At 61.4% G+C, this 17,948-nt stretch carries 15 protein-coding genes; 5 read left to right on the plus strand and 10 right to left on the minus strand.

The window, feature by feature from the left end; genetic code table 11:
* Window positions 1-77: 77 nt before the first annotated feature.
* From D0550_RS31165 to D0550_RS31180, 4 genes are all read right to left on the minus strand, one after another.
* The gene (locus tag D0550_RS31165; protein ID WP_116813095.1) at window positions 78-869 is read right to left on the minus strand and encodes a gluzincin family metallopeptidase; all 792 of its coding nucleotides are present in this window, start codon (window positions 867-869) and stop codon (window positions 78-80) included.
* Window positions 870-1,011: 142 nt separating this feature from the next.
* The gene (locus D0550_RS31170; protein WP_116813096.1) at window positions 1,012-1,800 is read right to left on the minus strand and encodes an HAD family hydrolase; all 789 of its coding nucleotides are present in this window, start codon (window positions 1,798-1,800) and stop codon (window positions 1,012-1,014) included.
* Window positions 1,801-1,868: 68 nt separating this feature from the next.
* Window positions 1,869-3,050 (minus strand): DUF3089 domain-containing protein, encoded by a 1,182-nt coding sequence (locus D0550_RS31175; RefSeq protein ID WP_116813097.1) that lies wholly within the window; start codon window positions 3,048-3,050, stop codon window positions 1,869-1,871.
* 20 nt (window positions 3,051-3,070) lie between these two features.
* Window positions 3,071-4,990, minus strand: coding sequence for an outer membrane protein assembly factor BamB family protein (locus D0550_RS31180; protein WP_161966171.1), 1,920 nt, complete (start codon window positions 4,988-4,990; stop codon window positions 3,071-3,073).
* 157 nt (window positions 4,991-5,147) lie between these two features.
* Here D0550_RS31180 and D0550_RS31185 point away from each other — a divergent pair, with 157 nt between their 5' ends.
* The 4 genes from D0550_RS31185 (at window position 5,148) to D0550_RS31200 (ending at window position 9,826) form a co-directional block, all read left to right on the plus strand.
* Window positions 5,148-6,242 carry a hypothetical protein gene (locus D0550_RS31185; RefSeq protein ID WP_116813099.1) on the plus strand — a complete coding sequence of 365 codons (1,095 nt, stop codon included), beginning with the start codon at window positions 5,148-5,150 and terminating at the stop codon, window positions 6,240-6,242.
* 164 nt (window positions 6,243-6,406) lie between these two features.
* Window positions 6,407-6,865 (plus strand): DUF411 domain-containing protein, encoded by a 459-nt coding sequence (locus D0550_RS31190; RefSeq protein WP_116813100.1) that lies wholly within the window; start codon window positions 6,407-6,409, stop codon window positions 6,863-6,865.
* A 3-nt stretch (window positions 6,866-6,868) separates the two neighbouring features.
* Window positions 6,869-7,672, plus strand: a complete 804-nt coding sequence (locus tag D0550_RS31195; protein WP_116813101.1) for an exodeoxyribonuclease III — start codon at window positions 6,869-6,871, stop codon at window positions 7,670-7,672.
* A 552-nt stretch (window positions 7,673-8,224) separates the two neighbouring features.
* Window positions 8,225-9,826, plus strand: a complete 1,602-nt coding sequence (locus D0550_RS31200; RefSeq protein WP_161966172.1) for an anti-phage dCTP deaminase — start codon at window positions 8,225-8,227, stop codon at window positions 9,824-9,826.
* 63 nt (window positions 9,827-9,889) lie between these two features.
* Here D0550_RS31200 and D0550_RS31205 read toward each other — a convergent pair whose 3' ends face one another.
* The 6 genes from D0550_RS31205 to D0550_RS31225 form a co-directional block, all read right to left on the minus strand.
* On the minus strand, window positions 9,890-10,666 hold the full coding sequence (locus tag D0550_RS31205) for a ferredoxin--NADP reductase (RefSeq protein WP_116813103.1): 777 nt from the start codon (window positions 10,664-10,666) through the stop codon (window positions 9,890-9,892).
* 17 nt (window positions 10,667-10,683) lie between these two features.
* Window positions 10,684-10,872 carry a DUF3325 family protein gene (locus D0550_RS34755; protein ID WP_153067438.1) on the minus strand — a complete coding sequence of 63 codons (189 nt, stop codon included), beginning with the start codon at window positions 10,870-10,872 and terminating at the stop codon, window positions 10,684-10,686.
* A gap of 26 nt (window positions 10,873-10,898) precedes the next feature.
* Window positions 10,899-11,003, minus strand: coding sequence for a DUF3325 family protein (locus D0550_RS37310; RefSeq protein WP_116813104.1), 105 nt, complete (start codon window positions 11,001-11,003; stop codon window positions 10,899-10,901).
* A gap of 274 nt (window positions 11,004-11,277) precedes the next feature.
* A complete protein-coding gene (gene yjjJ / locus D0550_RS31215; protein WP_116813105.1) occupies window positions 11,278-12,624 on the minus strand; it encodes a type II toxin-antitoxin system HipA family toxin YjjJ in 1,347 nt (448 codons plus the stop codon).
* Window positions 12,625-12,736: 112 nt separating this feature from the next.
* Window positions 12,737-13,813, minus strand: a complete 1,077-nt coding sequence (locus D0550_RS31220; RefSeq protein WP_116813106.1) for an efflux RND transporter periplasmic adaptor subunit — start codon at window positions 13,811-13,813, stop codon at window positions 12,737-12,739.
* On the minus strand, window positions 13,813-16,911 hold the full coding sequence (locus tag D0550_RS31225) for an efflux RND transporter permease subunit (RefSeq protein ID WP_116813107.1): 3,099 nt from the start codon (window positions 16,909-16,911) through the stop codon (window positions 13,813-13,815). Before D0550_RS31225 ends, D0550_RS31220 begins: the two co-directional genes overlap by 1 nt.
* 176 nt (window positions 16,912-17,087) lie before the next feature.
* On the opposite strand from D0550_RS31225, the gene D0550_RS31230 reads away from it, so the two are divergent.
* Window positions 17,088-17,942, plus strand: coding sequence for an MFS transporter (locus tag D0550_RS31230; RefSeq protein ID WP_206606651.1), 855 nt, complete (start codon window positions 17,088-17,090; stop codon window positions 17,940-17,942).
* Window positions 17,943-17,948: the final 6 nt, after the last annotated feature.

Below are 17,948 nucleotides of genomic sequence, written 5' to 3' on the forward strand. Positions count from 1 at the left end.
CTTGGTCGTGTCGAGCTCGCCGCCCAGCCGCGACCGGCGGAGGCTTTGTACAAGCGCTCGCGCACCGCACGATTTCTTCAGTTGCGCTTGCGCGAGCGCCGGCTTGGGCCGGTCGTGTTCAGCAGAGTCAACACGTACTTGCCTTCCTTGCCGCGCGACTTCGCTGCTTCGGCGGCCGTGGCGATCTGCGCATCGCTCAGGCCGTCCAGCTCCTGTTTCGTGTCGACCACGATCGCAGCGGCGTTGTCGCCCTTGAGCACGAGCTGGCGAAACTCGGTCGTCTTGGACGAGATCTTTTCGTTCAGCGCGCGCAACTCTTGCTTCTGCGCATCGGAGAGATTGGCGCCGGCGCGCACGAAATTCGTGTGATAACGCTCCAGCAAGCGCAGCGATTCGGGATCGAGCTGCAGCGACTGACGCTGGTCGTACAACTTCTTCACGCGCGCGAACAGTGCGGTGTCGAGATAGATGCCATCCGAGTGCGCCGACAGTTTCGGCGCCATTTCGGTCTGCGCCTTTTCGATGTCGGGATTGGTGTTCGACGAGCCGAGCGCATAGAAAATCGTGGTGGCCCGATTCAGCAGCTGCCCGGAGCGCTCCAGCGCGACGATGGTGTTCTCGAACGTGGGCTGCGCCTTGTTGTTGACGATGTCGGCGACTTCCTTGCGCTGCTCGGCCATGCCGGCGTCCATCGCAGGCACGAAGTGCTCGTTCTTGATCTTGTCGAGCGGCGGCCACTTCAAGGGCAGCGTGCTTTCGCGAGCGAAGGGATTGTCCGGCGACAGTGCGGTGGCGGCGATCGCGTTCATGGTCATCGTTCCGAGGGCCGCGGTTAACAGCGCGGCGGTGAGCTTGCTGGATGCTGGCATATCTGGTTTCGGTGTCCGGTGAGACAGCCAGGGTTACAAATGCGCACGCATTCATCAAGGAGGATGCGTCGAGCAGAGTGCCTGATTAGCGCATGTATACAAGCAGATCGCGCAATTTCAATGGGGCGCTGTTCAATGCGGGCTATTTCGCCGCCCGCGCGTTGGCGGAGGGGCTGGCGGGCAGGGGGCCCACCGTCACGATCAGCTCGCGGACCTCCTGGCGCGAAGTATCGGCATCTTTGCGCAGCGCCGGCTCGCGTGAGGCGAGGTCATCCTGAAGCATTTCCTCGATGAGTTGCGTCACGCCGGCGCCGTGCGTTGCTTGGGTGACGAAATCTGCTTTTTCCTGCACGGCCGGCAGGGCATTCGCAACGGCCACGGCGCATTCGCAGATACCGAGAAACGCGTGATCGTTTTCAGCATCGCCGATGCCCACCGCGTCGTGCACGGAAAGATTCAGCTCGCTGAGCGCGATTTTCAGGCCAGTGGCCTTATTCACGCCCGAAGGCAGGATCATCACGGCGCCCTTGTTGAATATCACCTGCAGCTCGAGACCGAGGTCGCGGATGACTTCGATTGCATCCGTCTCGTGAGGCTCGCGAGTCGCGACAATGGTTCGACCGACACTCAGCGGCGTGACGCGGCGTGCTTGCAATGCTGCTACGAACTGCGGCAGCGGCGGTTCGCACAAGGGTCTCTGTTCCTTGGTCGCGGGGTTGTAGAGCAGGGCGCCGTTTTCCGCGACTACCAGATCGAACAGATCCAGTCGCGGGAATACCGAGATGAGCTCGGCGAGCTCGCGACCCGTAACCATGATGAGCTTGCGACCTGACTCGCGCAGTCGCGCGAGCGCATCGATGGTGGGCTCGTCGACCACGCCATGGCGGGCGATCGTGCCGTCATAGTCAGTGCACAGCGCGAGATATCGCATGCCGGTGAACGCGGCGGGGGAATGCGCAGTTCCGCCCGCCGTGTGTAGATCAATTCATGGCAGCTGCGTTATTTCTTGAGATACGCCTTGGACTGCTGCGCGACCACGTCGATCAGGTTGCCCATGGCGACGTGAGCGTCGATCAAGTGCAGACCCCAATCTTTCATGACCTGGCCGTTGGCAACGACGTCGCCGGGGATTTCATCCGTACGTGGATCCGCCGGGTTGGCATTGGTTGTGATCGCGAGATACGAGCCGGCGTCGTTGCTCACGCACTCGCCCGTCAACAATCCTGGCAAACTCACGAACGGTGTTTCGACCTTCGCTCCGGTCACCCACGGCTTGGGCGGCGCAGACTCCGTGCTCACGCCATTGAACCCGCTCGACAGATACGCGTGCATCTGCGCCTTGCCGCCTTTCAGCGCCGCCGGATTGACGCATGCAGCGGTCATGCCTTCCGTTGGCACGCGACCGAAGCGTGAATTCGCCGGCGGCGGCACATCGCTGCGGAAGCTCACATACGAAATCACGCAACCAAGCTGCGCAGCCGAGCGGCACAGCGGCATGTGCTGGAACGAGCCGCCCACATCCTTGCCTTTCGGTACGGCGACGTTCGTTCCCAGCAGCAACGCCGAGAGGATCTTCGACTGAATCGGCTTGCCGTCGATTTCATTCTTGATCAGCTGCGTGAGCATGGCCGAACCTTGCGAGTGCCCGATGAGCACGACGCCGCGGCCCTGGTTGTCGTGCTGGAGATAGTAATTCCAGGCTGCGAGCACATCGTCATAACCGAGCTTGCGATCGGCCGGAAAACCGCCACCCCCCGCCATTGCCGCTCGCAGCGCTTTTAAGGTGACTTGCCGATAGAGCGGCGCATATAGCTTGCACTGCGACCCAAAACGAGCGAACTGCGCGCGCACGACGCTGTGCTCTTCAGGCCCAGCGTTCATGTCGCTATTCGGCGTGGGGTCGTTCGACACCGTCGGATACACGTAGAAGCAATCGATGGGCGCATTGGCGTTTGCTTTGAACGGCTCATTGCTGAGCTTGCCATCCGCCTTGACGACGGTGGTCGTCAGATCGACCGCGCACGAATCCTGGCGTCCAGGTCGGCACAGCCAGGTTTCGGGTTTGCTGTAATCGTTGGCAGCGGCCGGTGTGCTCTGCGGCGCGGACGATTGTGAGAGCGCTGAGGTGCCCAGTAACAACCCGCAGGCGACAATCGAAATCCGAATGATGCTGTTCGACATGATGATCCCCCTATGAACACTCAGCGAGTTTTTGACTTTGGACGAAACGCCAGCAGCACATTGCCCGGCGGCTGGCGGAAGCCGCCGTAGCCGGAAGCGACGAACAACATGCCACCGCCGGCGAACACCGAGTGCGAGTCGATGCCGCCTCCTTGTCCTTTCACGCCATTGAGCGTTGTGAAGTCGCGCAGCGTGTCGTATTGCCAGACGATGTCGCCGGTGGCGGCATCAAAAATATAGATACGCCCGTCGAGCGCGCCCGCGACGACGGATTTGTCGATCACCAGCGGCGCGGCTGACAAGCCATATTTCTCTCCGCACAAGTTGAAGCGCGCTTCACGGCCGTTGCTGCAATCCGCCGTGACTGGCTTGCGCCACAGCACCTTGCCCGTGTCGATGTCGAGAGCGTTCATGCCGGGTTGCGGCATGTAATCTTTGAATTCGGGGAAATGCGGGTCGTTGATGGGTGCGAACACGCGATGTTCGCTATCGATGGCAATGCCCCAGTGCACGCCGCCGAGTGCGCTGCCGTCGCCGAACGTTTGGCGCCACAGTAGCTTGCCGTTCTGCTCAGGATCGAGCGCCCAGACATCACCGGATTTCTGGCCCGCGAGCACGATGTCCCTGCCGTTTCGCCTCTTTGTGAGCACCGCGCCGGCGCCGAAGTCATAGTCCTTGAGCACGCTATCGGCGGGACTCGGGCAGTTCGGCCCGGACTGCGCTGGATCCGCACGGCACGCGAGATTCCAAACATCGTTGGCCAATGCCTGGAAAGTCCATTGCAAGTTGCCGCTGGCAAGATCGATGGCCAGCACCGCATCGCTGGTCGGCGTCGCGGGCAACGAAGTGTTCTGACCGGTGGTCGCATAGATCAGCCCGCGCTTGACGTCGATCGAAGGAGTCGACCAGATCGGCGCACCCGACGGGCCGCGCAGCTTCACACCGATCGAGTTGGTCTGGCCGGTGTACTGCGCTTCTTCCATCGTGTGCGCGACCCAGAGTTGTTTGCCGGTTGCGGCGTCGAGTGCGACGACCGCGCCGTGGCCGAGGCAGCACTCGAACTTCGGATTCGCACCGCTGCCGACGCCCGACGAAGAAACTGGCACGATGATGCGATCCTTATAGAGCACGGGTGCGCCAGTGATGTTGCCAGCCGCATCGTGACGGCCGTTTGCTTTCCAGATGAGCGTGCCGGTCTGCGCATCGACTACGTGCACTTGAGCTTGCTGGTCGGCGAGGATCAGCGCCTTGCGCGAGCCGATATCACCGAACGACACCGAGCTGCGCACGGGCACGCCGACGTCATAAACCCACTTCGCGCACGCCGTGTTGATATCCAGTGCGAGCAGCTTGCCGCTTTGCGCAGGCGCATAGAACATCGTCGAGCCGACGATTACTGGCGATGACCGCAGCGAGGTGGTCTTCGGGAAACCGATGGCCCATGCCAGCTCCAGCTCGGGGAGTTGTTTGCTGCTGAGCCCTGCCTGCTTGGCGCTCAGGCGCCGGCTGTTGTTGTGATCGACGCCGAACATCGTCAGCGCGGGGCTTGCTTTCAGGTTCACGCTGCGTTGCTTGGGGCCGCACATCATGGCGGCAGTCCAATTCGTTTCTTCTTCCGGTGCCGCGAGATATTCGATGAGCTGCGGCAGCTTGTCCTTGGGAACCAGCGAGCCTTGCTGTTGCATGACGCCCGTCGTGAGTGCGAGACGCAGCGACTGCGCGCTCATCAGCTGCAATGCTGACAAAGCGGGTGCGCGAGTTCCGGGAATGTTATGGCAGGCCGCGCAATACGTTTCATATACCTGGCGACCGGGAAGATTGGCGCGAGGATCAGGTGCTGGACCTGCGGCGGCCGCGGCGAGCTGATTGACGATAAGACCCAAAGCAAATGCCGTCGCGACGCGCGCGAAAGCCTTGCGACACAGTGAATGCTCGCTCATGAACCACGCTGGCATGTAAATCCCCCGCATGCTTGTTTACCGGATTCGACCGTCGCGCCGTAAAAAGAAAAGTCAAAGCGGGTCCCGCGCGATTGTCTCGTTGCGTTCCATCCATACACTGCTCGGGCGTTGCATGCGCACCGCGTTGGGGGTAGCTATGAAATATCGTCGGTCGGGTGCCCGTGTTCTGTTGGGCAGTATTCTGTCGGTGGTTTGTGTCGTCAGCGCGCCGGCGCTGCACGCTGCCGGTGCCAAGAAGTCTGCCGCAGGGTGGAAAGTGCCACGGACTGCGGATGGTAAACCGGATCTGCAGGGCAACTGGAGCAATGCGACGCTGACGCAGCTGGAGCGCGCGGTGGAGCAGGGCGATCGCAAAGTGCTGACCGCCGAAGAGGCAAGGAAGATCGAAGGCGCCGCGGCCGATCACGTCGAGGAAAACGCCAAGCCCACCGATCCCAAGCTGGGCATTCAGGATCTGCCGAAGGATTGCGGCTACGGCTTCAGCGGCACCAATTGCGGTTACAACAATTTCTGGGTGGATCGCGGCACGCAGGTGATCCGTATCTATGGCGAGCCGCGCAGCTCCATCATCACCGAGCCGGCAAATGGCCGCATTCCCGGTCTGACGCCCGCTGCAGGTAAAGAAGCGGCGGCGCGCATGGCCGCTTTCCGCAAAGGCGCGGGCCCGGTCGATGGTCCCGAGGTGCGTTCACTCGGTGAGCGTTGTCTCACTTCCTTCGGCTCGAGCGCCGGACCGCCGATGCTGCCGCTGATGTACAACAACACGTATTCGATCGTGCAGACACCGGACACGGTGATGATCCTGGTCGAGATGATTCACGACGCGCGCGTGGTGCGCATCGGCGCGAAACATGTGCCGGGCAATGTGAAGAAGTGGTACGGCGATTCCATCGGTCATTGGGAAGGCGACACGCTGGTGGTCGAAACGACCAACTTCCATCCCATGCAGACCTTCCGGGGCCTCGGCCCGGATCGCAAAGTCACCGAGCGCTTCACCCGTGTCTCGGCCGATCAGATCCTGTATCAGTTCAAGGTGGAAGATCCGGCGCTGACGCAGCCCTTCGCTGGCGAGTTGCCGATGAATGCGACGCCAGATCTGATGTACGAGTACGCCTGCCACGAGGGCAACTATGCGCTGCCGGGCATCCTGGCCGGTGCGCGTGAAGAGGAAAAGCTGTCCGGCGGCAAGTCGGTCAAGCAGAACGAGGCGGACAACGACAAGGGCGAGTAGGCGTCTGCAGAGCGCCTGGCTGGAAACTTGTCAAAGACTGGTGCCGGCGAGCGCAATCGACGGCAATTTGACAAGACTGGTCAGTTCATCGGGTCGCGGTCATCATTGGGGCGGAGTCTGCGTGGCAGACTCCGCCTCAATCGTTTCTGGCCCGGAGATCTCCCATGAATCGTCGTCAGGCTTTGCTTGGGCTCGTTGCCTTGCCCGCGGTGGCACAAATTGCTACGGCTGCTGCGGCTCCCGTTGTTGTCGTGAACAAAACGCCGACGTGCGGCTGCTGCGGTCTTTGGGTGAAGCATCTGCAGGCGGCTGGGTTCGCCGTGCAGGTGCATGACCTCGAGAATCTCGCGCCCATCAAGGAGCGCGTCGGTGTCCCATTTGGCATGGGCTCCTGTCACACCGCCGAGGTCGGCGGCTATTTCATCGAAGGCCACGTGCCGGCGGACGATATCAAGCGGCTGCTGCGTGAAAAGCCGGCGGCGAAGGGGTTGACGGTGCCGGGCATGCCGGCCGGATCGCCCGGGATGGAAGTGCCGTCGGGTCGCGTCGATCGTTATGACGTGCTGCTGGTCGACAAAGAGGGCAAGACCTCCGTGTTCGCGACTCACGGTGACAAGAACTAACCCATGAAATTCTATTCGTGGAACGTGAACGGCATTCGTGCCGTGGTGAAGAAGGGAACGTTTCAGGCGTTCATCAAAGAGCACAAGCCCGACATTCTGTGTCTGCAGGAAACCAAAGCCGAGCGCGGCCAGGCGGAGGTCGATCTCGCCGGCTATCACGAGTATTGGAATTCAGCGGTCAAGAAAGGCTACTCGGGCACCGCGATCTTCTCCAGGCAGGAGCCGCTCGATGTGATCAATGGCTTTCCCAAAGACTTCGCCAAGAAGTTCTCGTTCGCCGATGAGCTCAAGCGCGATGCGAACGAAGAAGGTCGGGTCATCACCGCCGAGTTCGACAAGTTCTACGTGGTCACGGTGTACACGCCGAATGCCAAGGACGATCTGAGCCGCTTGCCGTTGCGGCACAAACATTGGGATCCGGCGTTCCTGGCTTATTGCAAACAACTGGAAAAGAAAAAGCCGGTGCTGTTCTCGGGCGATCTGAACGTCGCACACACCGAGCTGGATCTGGCAAATCCCAAGCCGAATCGCGGCAAGAAAGGATTCACCGAGGAAGAGCGCGAGGGTTTTCAGAATTTCCTCGACGCGGGCTTCATCGATACCTTCCGCCTGTTCACGCAGGGCAATGGCCACTATTCGTGGTGGAGCAATTTCTCCAACGCCCGTGCGCGCAATGTGGGATGGAGAATCGATTACTGGCTGGTGTCGGAGAAGCTGCGCAAGCAGGTGAAGAAGGCCGAGATCCACGCGGACGTGATGGGCAGCGATCACTGTCCGGTGAGCGTCACCGTCAATATCGACAAGTAGACGGCATCTTTGGTGGCAGCAACCGCCGCGCGCTGTGTTCCGTGGAATTTGCCGCGGAGAATGCTGCGCGAGCGGCACCATTTGATTCAGTGTAAGTCCTGATTAGTCAGGTGTGCCGCAGGCGCTCAGAGCCCCGAAATCGGACTTCCCCAGAAACTTGTGAGCAGCTATGCTCGTCTGCGTCGAGCGGTAGTGATCCATTGTCGAAGTCGTCCTACTGGACGTTCAGAAAGAAGAACGCCGCAATATTGGCCGTATTGGGTAGGAAAGGACTGTGAAACGCACCCGCGCTAAGCCCGATCAGCAACTTAGCCTGGATCTCGTCTCGACTCGTTCCGGGGAGTCCAAGTCAAGGTCGAGCGGTGGCGGCGTGGTCTTGCTCAAGACGTTTGCCGAAAAAAAGCAAAACTCCGCCAAAGTGTCGGCGCTGCGGAAAGTCTTAGAACACGCCAAGTCCCTCTCTTGGTGAGATTGCAGCTCGCGTCGCTGCTGTTTCGTCACACTTGCTAGGACTTCCAGGTCTCAGATGACTCTCTCTGGGGGCGGATGCCTATGCCTGAGAATGCGGCCGCGACCGTTTCGGCGGTTCCGAAAACGAACAAATCTGGGTCGGTCACGCAGCTGAGTTTTGCTTCGCGTGAGTCCGCCGAAATAGTGGTGGGATTTAGCGGAGCGATCGGCTGCGGCATGACTTTCGCCGTAGCGTCCGCACGCCGGCTCCTAGAAGATTTCGGATACGAGGTGGTGCATCTAAAACTAAGCCGCTTCATTGAAGGAATGCTAGCCCGGAATCTGATCGCAGACTGGGATGCTGCGGTTGAATCCCGCAACCGCTACGAGCGGCTCCAGTTGGCTGGTAACAAATTGCGCAGCACACGATCCGCAGATTTTCTCGCTGAACTGGCAATTGCGGTCATTTCCAAAGATCGTGTTGAGCGTGAGGCAGCGCGTCAGAATGATAAGTCCGAGAATCTCGACCTGCTCGGCATTGTGCCCGGTCGCGTTGCGTACCTCATCGATCAACTCAAGCATCCTGAAGAGGTTTGGCTGCTACGTACGGTTTACGGCAATCTCTTTTATTTGGTTGGGGTGCTGGCCAGTGAGCGCCAGCGGACCGAGAACCTGCGCAAGAGCATGGCTGCGAGCGAAGTCAGTCCAACTATCGAACGAGATCGGCAGGATGAGGAAGAGCATGGGCAGCAGCTGGACAAGACGTTGCGACTTGCCGATTTCTTTCTCCGCAACAATCGTCACAACGACAAATCGATCGAGCGGCCCCTAAAGCGTTTTTTCAGTCTCGTCCATGGTGAGACCGCAAGGACTCCGACCAAGGACGAATATGCCATGTACGCGGCTTTCTCGGCGGGTTTGCGGTCGGCCTGCCTGTCCAGGCAGGTTGGAGCTGCGATTACCGATGGGCACGGCAATGTTTTGGCCACGGGGTGCAACGATGTGCCCAAAGCAAACGGAGGCTTGTATACCGAGGATGATGGTGACACCGACCATCGCTGCATCAACGTGCAGGGTGGCATCTGCTTCAACGACAAGCACAAAGACGAACTCGAAGGTGAGATTCGAGACGTCTTGATCTCGAAGGGTATGGGTTTGGCTGCAGCTCGAGATTTTGCTGCTGTTATACGGAAGCGGACGCGGTTGCGCGATCTGCTGGAGTTCTCCAGGTCGGTGCATGCAGAAATGGATGCGCTCATCACAGTGGCCAGAAAGGGAGGCCAGGGTGTCGTGGGAGGCAGCTTGTTTACCACTACCTTTCCTTGCCACAACTGCGCGCGCCACATCGTGGCTGCGGGCATCGCAAAGGTGCTCTATATCGAGCCCTATGAGAAAAGCCTTGCGCTCCAGTTGCACCAGGATGCCATCGCCTCAGACTCGGACGATGGCGACGGGCGCGTTCGATTCCTTCATTTCGAAGGTGTCGCTCCGCGCAAGTATCAAGAACTGTTCCTGGCGGTTGGGGAACGCAAATCGTCAGCTGGGGCGACTCGCACAAAGGCGCAGGAGACGCGGAAAAGCGCCATCCAATATCTGGATAGCTACCGGGATCTCGAATCGAAGGTCGTCCAGAGTTTGGTTACTCAGGGATTGACCGAGAATGTGATCGTGGAACTGACCAGCCCGGCCGTTATGCCGCAGTGATGAGTTTGGAAGGCGACCACCTGAACCGGGGCGGTGGTCGCCAGAAACCGAAAGGCTCCGCTGTTACTTCTCGACGAAAGCGCGCTCGATGACGTAGTCGCCGGGCGAGCCGATGTGATCGGAGATGTGGAAGCCGCGCGCATCGAGGATGGCGGACAGATCCTTCAGCATCGACGGGCTGCCGCAGATCATTGCGCGATCGTGTTCGGGGTTCAGCGGCGGCAGGCCGATCTGCTCGAACAGCTTGCCGCTCTCGATCAGGTCAGTCAGACGGCCGCGATTGCGATACGGCTCGCGGGTCACGGTCGGGAAGTAGATCAACTGGTTGGCGACCATCTCGCCGATGTGCTCATCCCGCGGCAGCACGTGAGTCAAATATTCCTCGTACGCCAGCTCGCTGGTGGCGCGCACGCTGTGCAGGAGCACGACCTTCTCGAACTTCTCGTACAGCGACGGATCTTTGACCAGACTCATGAACGGTGCCAGGCCGGTGCCCGAGCTCAGCAGATACACATGCTTGCCCGGCTTCAGGTCGTCGATCAGCAGCGAGCCGGTGGGCTTGCGGCTCACCAGCACTTCGTGACCCGGCAGAAGGTGCTGCAGGCGGGACGTGAGTGCGCCGTTCTGCACTTTGATGCTGAAGAACTCGAGGTGCTCTTCGTGATTGGCGCTCGCGATGCTGTAGGCGCGGGTCAGCGGGCGGCCGTCGACTTGCAGGCCCATCATGACGAACTGGCCGTTCTCGAAACGCAGGCCCGGATCGCGAGTCGTCGTGAAGCTGAACAACGTGTCGTTCCAGTGACGGACTTTCAGAACGCGCTCAGTGTTGAAAGCAGACATTTGGCTCCTCGATCTCTTCACGCTGACCAGAATGTGACCATCGCGGCACACACTGGCAGCCCCAGTCCCAGGCTGGCAGCCAACCGGGGGTAGTAAGTCAGCAGTAAAACGAAACTCACGGCACTTGCGGTGAGCATGCCGAACCACTCGACCGGCCAGCCCGCACGGCTGTAGCCATCAACAACGACGCGGTCAAAGCGATCCACCCAGCGGCGCGCAGGAGGTGCCTTTGTTAGGGCTTTGGCTCCCGCTGCAAGAGCTCGCGGGCATGGCGGCTCATGGATAAGCATAGCGCCGCCCAGCCCATGTACGTCAGCGCGAATGGGAATAAGGACATTACGCTCGCTCCGCTTCCGCAGGCAGTCCGCCGACCGCTAACGCCTGACGTTTCGCGGGTTTGCGCCCCGTCGGGGTGCGCGAAGCGTACCGAGCTGTCAGAACTGACAGGGCTGAGATGCCCAGCATTGTCAAATCGAAGTCCGCGTAGCCTCAGTTGCCCCGGTCGCGAGCGCCGTCAGCGCGTAGCCATCAAAGATGGCTGCAATGGCGCGCGAGGCTAAGAGCCACTCGATGATAATCGTTCTTATTTGGAATGCAATCAGGCGCGCGGCTTACGAGTAGGGTCCCGTGCGAGGCAATGCCTCCAGCGCTGCCAGGCACTCGGCACTTACTCTGCGGAAGTCGTCACTGACGCGAGTGTCGCCGGCGATCGTGCGCCAGTACTGCTCCGCCAAGCGTCGTGCCCGCGCGTAACACGCCATGGTGTCTGCAGTCGGAGGTGCCGGCTCGAACCTGCGGGCGATGATTTGGTTGTGCTCGGGAGCGAACAGCATCGGCAGCATGTCGTAGGAAGGAGTGAGGGCGAAGGTGCCGTCGTAAGTATCGAAGAAGGCAAGATTGCCGAAGTGGCGATCGGTATTGCCGATCAGCGCGCCGAAGGTCGCGAGTAGTCTCACGTGTTCGAGCGTGGCGGCATCGATCATCCGGTCGCTGAGCAGTCGGGTGGCTGCCGCGATCCAGTGATCCAGCTGGCCATAGTGATTCAGATCGATAGCGAACAGCGAGGTGACGCCGATGCGCCCGTCTCTGCCGATGCGGTCGAAGCGGTCGACGACGAGATACGTGTGATCGTCGAAGCAATGGATTTGCGAGCGGCAAGCGTCAATGCCGTCGCTCGACAGCACGACGTGCGCGATGTGCTCCGCCACGAGGAGATCCGACCAACGCTGGCCGATGGGATTGGTCAGGGGCGGAGAGAATTTGATCAGCGCATGCCGCGCGCCACGCGCGTCCTCGACGAAGGCGGCGAACTTCGGATGTTCGCCATGCGCTGAGGAGCCCGGTAGCCCGCCTTCAATGGCGACTCTGAGCAGCTTGGGAAATTCCAGGGCGCGATTTCGAATCGGCTGTCGTTGCGCGAGCGCGGCCAGGTAGGCAGTCAGGGCGGCGTCGCCCAGCACCAGATCGCTGAGCGGATCGCTGCCGTGCTGGGTGAGATACAGCAGGTAGTGATCGTCGGTCCAATCCGTGGTCCGTTGCGGCAGATTCAGCTCGGGATAGCGCCTCGGCACGCCGCGGCCGAGAAATCCGCCGGGGCGCTGGTCTTGCAGAAAATATGGCAGCCCACCGGTGAGCTCGGAGGGTTGGAAGTCTTCTGTGGACAGGGTGGCAAAGTAAAACTGGCCGGCTGCGAGAGCGAACAGCGTACCCATTGCATGAGGCGCCCCGGTCCGATCTATGCGGAACAGCGGCCACGCGGAACCGGCGCCTCTGATCTCCCGTCGCAAGGCATAGCGTGCGCCGCGCGTGCTGCCGATCTTGAGGACTCGCTCATCTTTGATCAGCGGATTGATCAGTCGCGAAAGGGTGGGCTGCGAGATCCCGAGCGCTTCCCCCAGCACGGAGCTGCTGGAAGCGCCGTCAGCCAGGATGGTCAACAAGCCCTCGGCGGTAGCCATGAGCCGAGTCTAGTGAATAGATTGATGAATAGATATTCGAATAAAAATTGACTATTTTTTCATAAATAAATCAAAGCATTAACTAGGCGTGGTATATCCGAGATGAATAGATTCATGCGTCCGGCCGCGGCTTGGAGCTGAGCGCGGCATCGCGGCTCAGGATGGTGACGCGCTGGCCATCCTGGAGGCGTTCGACGCCGCGGATCACGACGACATCCCCGGCGCTGACTGGGCCGTCGATGGTGACCAGGTCGCCGTCGGTGGTGAGCGAGGTGATGGCGACGCGCTCGGCGGTGTTATCGCGGCGAATGCGCATGAGGTAGTTGCCAGTCTGTCGAACCGCAATCGCGTCGCGAGGAACGACGAGCGCTTCGGTCGCCTCGCGCTCGGGCAGGCCAACCTCGAGCGCGGAGCCGACGTTGAATGCGCTGTCCGCGAGCAGCATGCGCAATTCGAACTGTCGCGAGCGTTCCTCGCCGACCGGCACGACCGTCCGCACCGTCGCGGGCATCTGTTTGTTCGCGACTTTGATCGGCAGCTCCATGCTCGGCTTCACCGAGCTCAGCAATGCCAGCGGCGCTTGCACGCGGGCTTCGACGTGAACCGTATCAACGAGCCGGGCGATCGACGCGCCAGTCGCAACGTATTCGCCGCGCTGGGCGAGGCGCTCCGTCACGACACCGGAGAACGGTGCCCGCACTTCGGTCTGCTCCAAATCGTGCTTGGCGGAACGATGACGAACTTCGGCTTGCTGTAGCTGTGCCGTGAGCATCGCCAGTTGCGACCTGACTTCGTCGAGCTGCGTCTGTGAGATGGAATTGTTCGCGAGCTGCTCGATTCGCTGCAGCTGCCGCTCCGACATCGCGCGCTGTGCTTCGATGCGCGTCATTTCCGTCTTCGCATCTTCGACTCGCAAACGCACAGCTTCATCTTCCAGCTTTGCCACACGCTCGCCGGCACGAATGCGCGTACCTACTTCGGCGACGTATTCCAACCGACCCGCAGCGCTGGTCGCGAGGCGGGCGTCGTTGCGACTGACGACACTGCCTGGAACCCAACGGCGCGGCGCGACCCGCGTGACCGACGCATGTGCGACCTCGACCATCACCACCGGCAGCTCAGGCTTCGTTTGCTGCGCGCTCGCACTCGCGGCGAACAGAATGAATAACAGTCCTTTCGTGGCTCGCATTAGTGCGCAGTCTCCGTTAACAAAGCGGCAGGGTCAGTCGCCGTCGCAGGCGCGCGGCGCTCGTAAACGAGTCGCATCAAGCTGGGCAGCAGCACGATCGAGAACACCATGCTGACGATCACGCCGGCGACATTCACGGCCGCGAGGCCGCGATAAATCGTGCTGGCAGGGCCGGGGTTCACGACCATGGGCAATGCGCCCAGCGCACCGGTCAGCGTGCTCGCGACCATCGCACGCAGACGCTGATTCAGTGACATGCGTAGCGCGTCTTCCAGGCTGTGACCGTGATTCATTGCGTCGCGGGTCAGATCGACCAGCAGAATGGCGTGATTGACGATGATGCCGATCATCATGATGAAGCCAATCATCGTGAGCAGGTCCAGCGGCTGGAACGCCACCACGCCGAGCATACGAATGCCGAGCACGCCGCCGGCCAGGGCGAGCGGCACGGTGAGCACGACCACCAGTGCGTCACGCAGCGAATGAAACATCGCCGCCATCAGCATGAACAACACCACCAGCGCGAGCAGGAAGTTGCCGCTCATGGTCCCAATGATGGTGTCGAGCCGGTCGGCGCTGCCGGCAAGGCGGATGTTTGCATCAGTGGGTAGATCGGCGCGCAGTCTGGGCACGATGTCGCTGTTGATCCTGGCCAGCATGTCTTCGAGCGACAGCGTCGGCGGCGGATCGACGGTGAGCGTCACGGTACGGTGATGATCGACTCGCCGGATCTGTTCCGAGACCAGCGTCGTCTTCAATGTGACCAGCTCGCCGAGCGGCACGATTTCACCGGAAGGCGTTATCAAGGGCGCTTGGGCGATATCTTCGGGTGTCTCGCCGAGGTTGGTGCGAAGGATCACGGGCAGGCGCGCCTGGCCATCGAAATATTCGCCGAGCCACGCGCCATCGCCGAGCGAGCGCACGACCGTGCCCAGGGCCGCGCGATCCCAACCGACTTCGGCGATGCGGCGATCGTTGGGCTCGGCGCGCAGTTCCAACACCTGCACATCCGTATTCGGAAACGACTGCACATTCGCACCCGGGAACGTTTCCTCCAGCAGGCGCCGGCCGGCCGCGGCAGTCGAGTTCAGCGCGGCGGTGTCGGTCGTTTGCAGATGGATCGCGACCGAGCGTGCTGAACCGCCGAAGCCGCCAAACAGGTCGCCTTCATTGACGAACACTCGGGTATCGGGAATGCCAACGACGATCTCTTCTCGCACGATGCGTTCCAACTCGCCGATACGCCTGTCATCGACCACGCGCGCACCGAGCGTGCCGCCGCCGGGCCACAGGATGATGTAGTAGTTCTTGAGTCGCGGCTCTTTCTCACCGCTCATGTACGGCTGCATGCGTTCCTGCAGCCGGGTGGCGATTTCGCGATCTACGGTCGTCGGGCTCATGCCGGGCGGGAAGCTGAAGAACGCGTCGATCGCGGCGCGCTTCACTGGCGGCAGATAGTCGAGCTTGGGCAGGAATGCCCACGACAGCAGCAATGGCGCCACCAGCAAGGCGAGCACCCACATCACTTGCTGGCGTCGCGTGCGCGTCCACTCGATGACTTTGTCCGTCAGCCCTGGCCAGCCTTCGCCGTATCCGGATTTTTGCGCCGGCCCGCCGAGCAAGCGGCCTGCAGCCGCCGGCACCACCGTGATCGCGACCAGAATTGAAAACGCCACGGCGATGGAGATGGTCAGCGCCAGGTCCGCAAAGATCTGGCCTTCGACATCCTTGAGAAACAGCACCGGCAGAAACACGGCGATCGTCGTGGTCGTCGATGCGAATAGCGCGGGCACGACCTGGCGAGTGCCGTCGTGCGCTGCCTGGTCGATGGGCATGCCGGTCTCGCGCAACCGAATGATGTTGCCCGAAACGACGATCGCGCCTTCCACGACCATACCAACCGCGAACGCCAGTCCGGCGAGCGAGATCACATTGATGCTGCGACCGGCCATATGCAGCGCGCAGAACGTAGCGAGCAAACAAATCGGAATCGTGGTCGCGATGATGACAGTGGCGCGGACGTTCCGCATGAACCACCACACGCACACCAGCGCTAGCAACGCGCCGACTACCAGATTCTCGATCAGCAAGTTGACGGCTCGCGTAATGAATACTGAAGCGTCAAACGACTGTTCGACTCCCAGCCCTCGCTCGCGCAACGGTCCCTCACGCAGCTCGTCGACGACGCGTTTCACTTCGTCCAGCGTGGCGAGCACGTTGGCTCCTGGCGCGCGCAGGATCTGCAGGCCGATGGCGGGATTGCCGTTCTGATGCGAGTAAAGGAGCTTGTCGGGCGGGCGGGTCTCGACCACGGCGACATCGGCGAGCCGCACCGGCTGGCCATTGCGCCACGCCAGCACCAGTTCGCCCAATTGATCCACTTCGTACCGGCCTGCGTAACGCAACGCGTATTGGCGTCGGCCCACATCGAGCTGCCCTGCGGAAACATTGTTGGCACTTGCGGCCAGTCGCGCGATATCGGGAATACCAACGCCGAGCGCGGCGGCGCGCGCCAGATCGACGGTAATGCGGATGTCGTTCGGCGAGCCGCCGTTCACCAACACGCCGCCGACGCCGGGAACGGATTCGATGCGCGGTCGCACGACGTCTTCGATGAAGCGACGATAGTTGTCGATCGGCCCCGGCGTGCCCGGCAACAGCTGCACGAAGAAGAATGTGAGGTTCTGATTGGTATCGCCGCCGAGGCCGCCCAACTGCACGATGGGCCGGTCGGCATCGCGCGGCAAGGGCGGCAAACGGCTCATGCGCCCGATTACATCGACCAGCGCCGCTTTCATGTCGGTGCCGATCGCAAACGTCAGCACGATGTCGGTGCCGCCGCTGTTGGCGTTGCCGGTAATTTCCTCCACGCCGGACAGGCCCTGCAGCACGCGCTCCTGCGGCTCGAGCAACTCCGCCTCGGCCTCTTCGGGCGAGGCGCCGCGCCAGTTGGTCGTGATACCGATGGTCGGTCGCTCGATGTCCGGAAACAGCTGCAACGGCAATTCGAGCAGGCTGAGCGTGCCGAACAGGGTGACGAGCAGCACCGTGACGCCAACAGCGATGGGGTTGCGGATGGCAGCGGCAATGACGCGCATCGCACGGGTCCCTTTCTTGAGAATTGTCAGGTGGGCATTGGACCGCACCCCGGCCTGCCGGTTGTGGCCATTGCGACCAGCCGAAATCAAATCACGATGGACCGAACCTCGTGATGCGGGGCGGCGGCGGACGGTTTAAGCTCTGCGGCGATTTTTGCGACTTTCGAAACCACGCCTTGAACGACTCGAGCGAACTACAAATCACGTCCGCTGAAAAGCGCCTGACGCTGGCGGCGCTAGCGGTCGTCGTCCTGCTCAGCGCCCTCGACCAGACCATCGTCGCCACAGCGATGCCTCGCATCATCGAGCAGCTGCAGGGCCTGTCGATGTATGCCTGGGTGACGACGGCATACATGCTGACGTCGACGGTCTCGGTGCCCCTTTATGGCAAGTTGAGCGACCAGTACGGCCGCAAGCCCATCCTGATCCTCGGCGTCGTGGTGTTCCTGGTCGGCTCGGCACTGTGCGGCTTGAGTGGCGAGTTCGGCAGTCTGCCGGTGCTGGGCGACGGCATGATGCAGTTGGTGGTGTTCCGTGCCCTGCAAGGACTGGGTGCCGGCGCTTTGATGACGGTGTCGTTCGCCGTCATGGCGGATATGTATCCACCGCGCGAGCGCGGCCGATTGTTCGGCGTGTTCGGCTCGGTATTCGGTCTGGCCACGGTGGTGGGGCCCTTCATCGGTGGCTTCTTCACCGACCATGGCACCGTGACATTGGGCGCTTATGAGATCGCGGGCTGGCGCTGGGTGTTCTATGTGAACCTGCCGCTCGGCGCGCTCGCGTTGTTCATGATCGTTCATCGCATGCCTGCCTTGCGGAAGGGAGGCGGCGGCAGCATCGACTATCTGGGCGCGGTGCTGATCGTGCTGACGGCGGCGACCTTGCTGCTCGGCCTGACTTTAGGCGGCACGCACTACGCATGGGACTCGCCGCACATCCTTGGCTTGTTTGCAGTGTCAGCGGTGTCGTTGGGCATTTTCATCTGGGTCGAAGGGCGCGCTCGCGAGCCCCTGTCTCTTATACACATCTGACGCTGC

This window comes from Steroidobacter cummioxidans, assembly GCF_003104955.1.

What these genes read in the sequence shown, in the direction of transcription:
- D0550_RS31220 (WP_116813106.1), bottom strand. Translation starts at nt 13,813, where the DNA reads ATGCGAGCCACGAAAGGACTGTTATTCATTCTGTTCGCCGCGAGTGCG.
- D0550_RS31190 (WP_116813100.1), top strand. Translation starts at nt 6,407, where the DNA reads ATGAATCGTCGTCAGGCTTTGCTTGGGCTCGTTGCCTTGCCCGCGGTG.
- D0550_RS31165 (WP_116813095.1), bottom strand. Translation starts at nt 869, where the DNA reads ATGCCAGCATCCAGCAAGCTCACCGCCGCGCTGTTAACCGCGGCCCTC.
- D0550_RS31200 (WP_161966172.1), top strand. Translation starts at nt 8,225, where the DNA reads ATGCCTGAGAATGCGGCCGCGACCGTTTCGGCGGTTCCGAAAACGAAC.
- D0550_RS31225 (WP_116813107.1), bottom strand. Translation starts at nt 16,911, where the DNA reads ATGCGCGTCATTGCCGCTGCCATCCGCAACCCCATCGCTGTTGGCGTC.
- D0550_RS31195 (WP_116813101.1), top strand. Translation starts at nt 6,869, where the DNA reads ATGAAATTCTATTCGTGGAACGTGAACGGCATTCGTGCCGTGGTGAAG.
- yjjJ (WP_116813105.1), bottom strand. Translation starts at nt 12,624, where the DNA reads ATGGCTACCGCCGAGGGCTTGTTGACCATCCTGGCTGACGGCGCTTCC.
- D0550_RS31170 (WP_116813096.1), bottom strand. Translation starts at nt 1,800, where the DNA reads ATGCGATATCTCGCGCTGTGCACTGACTATGACGGCACGATCGCCCGC.
- D0550_RS31185 (WP_116813099.1), top strand. Translation starts at nt 5,148, where the DNA reads ATGAAATATCGTCGGTCGGGTGCCCGTGTTCTGTTGGGCAGTATTCTG.
- D0550_RS37310 (WP_116813104.1), bottom strand. Translation starts at nt 11,003, where the DNA reads ATGTCCTTATTCCCATTCGCGCTGACGTACATGGGCTGGGCGGCGCTA.
- D0550_RS31205 (WP_116813103.1), bottom strand. Translation starts at nt 10,666, where the DNA reads ATGTCTGCTTTCAACACTGAGCGCGTTCTGAAAGTCCGTCACTGGAAC.
- D0550_RS31175 (WP_116813097.1), bottom strand. Translation starts at nt 3,050, where the DNA reads ATGTCGAACAGCATCATTCGGATTTCGATTGTCGCCTGCGGGTTGTTA.
- D0550_RS31180 (WP_161966171.1), bottom strand. Translation starts at nt 4,990, where the DNA reads ATGAGCGAGCATTCACTGTGTCGCAAGGCTTTCGCGCGCGTCGCGACG.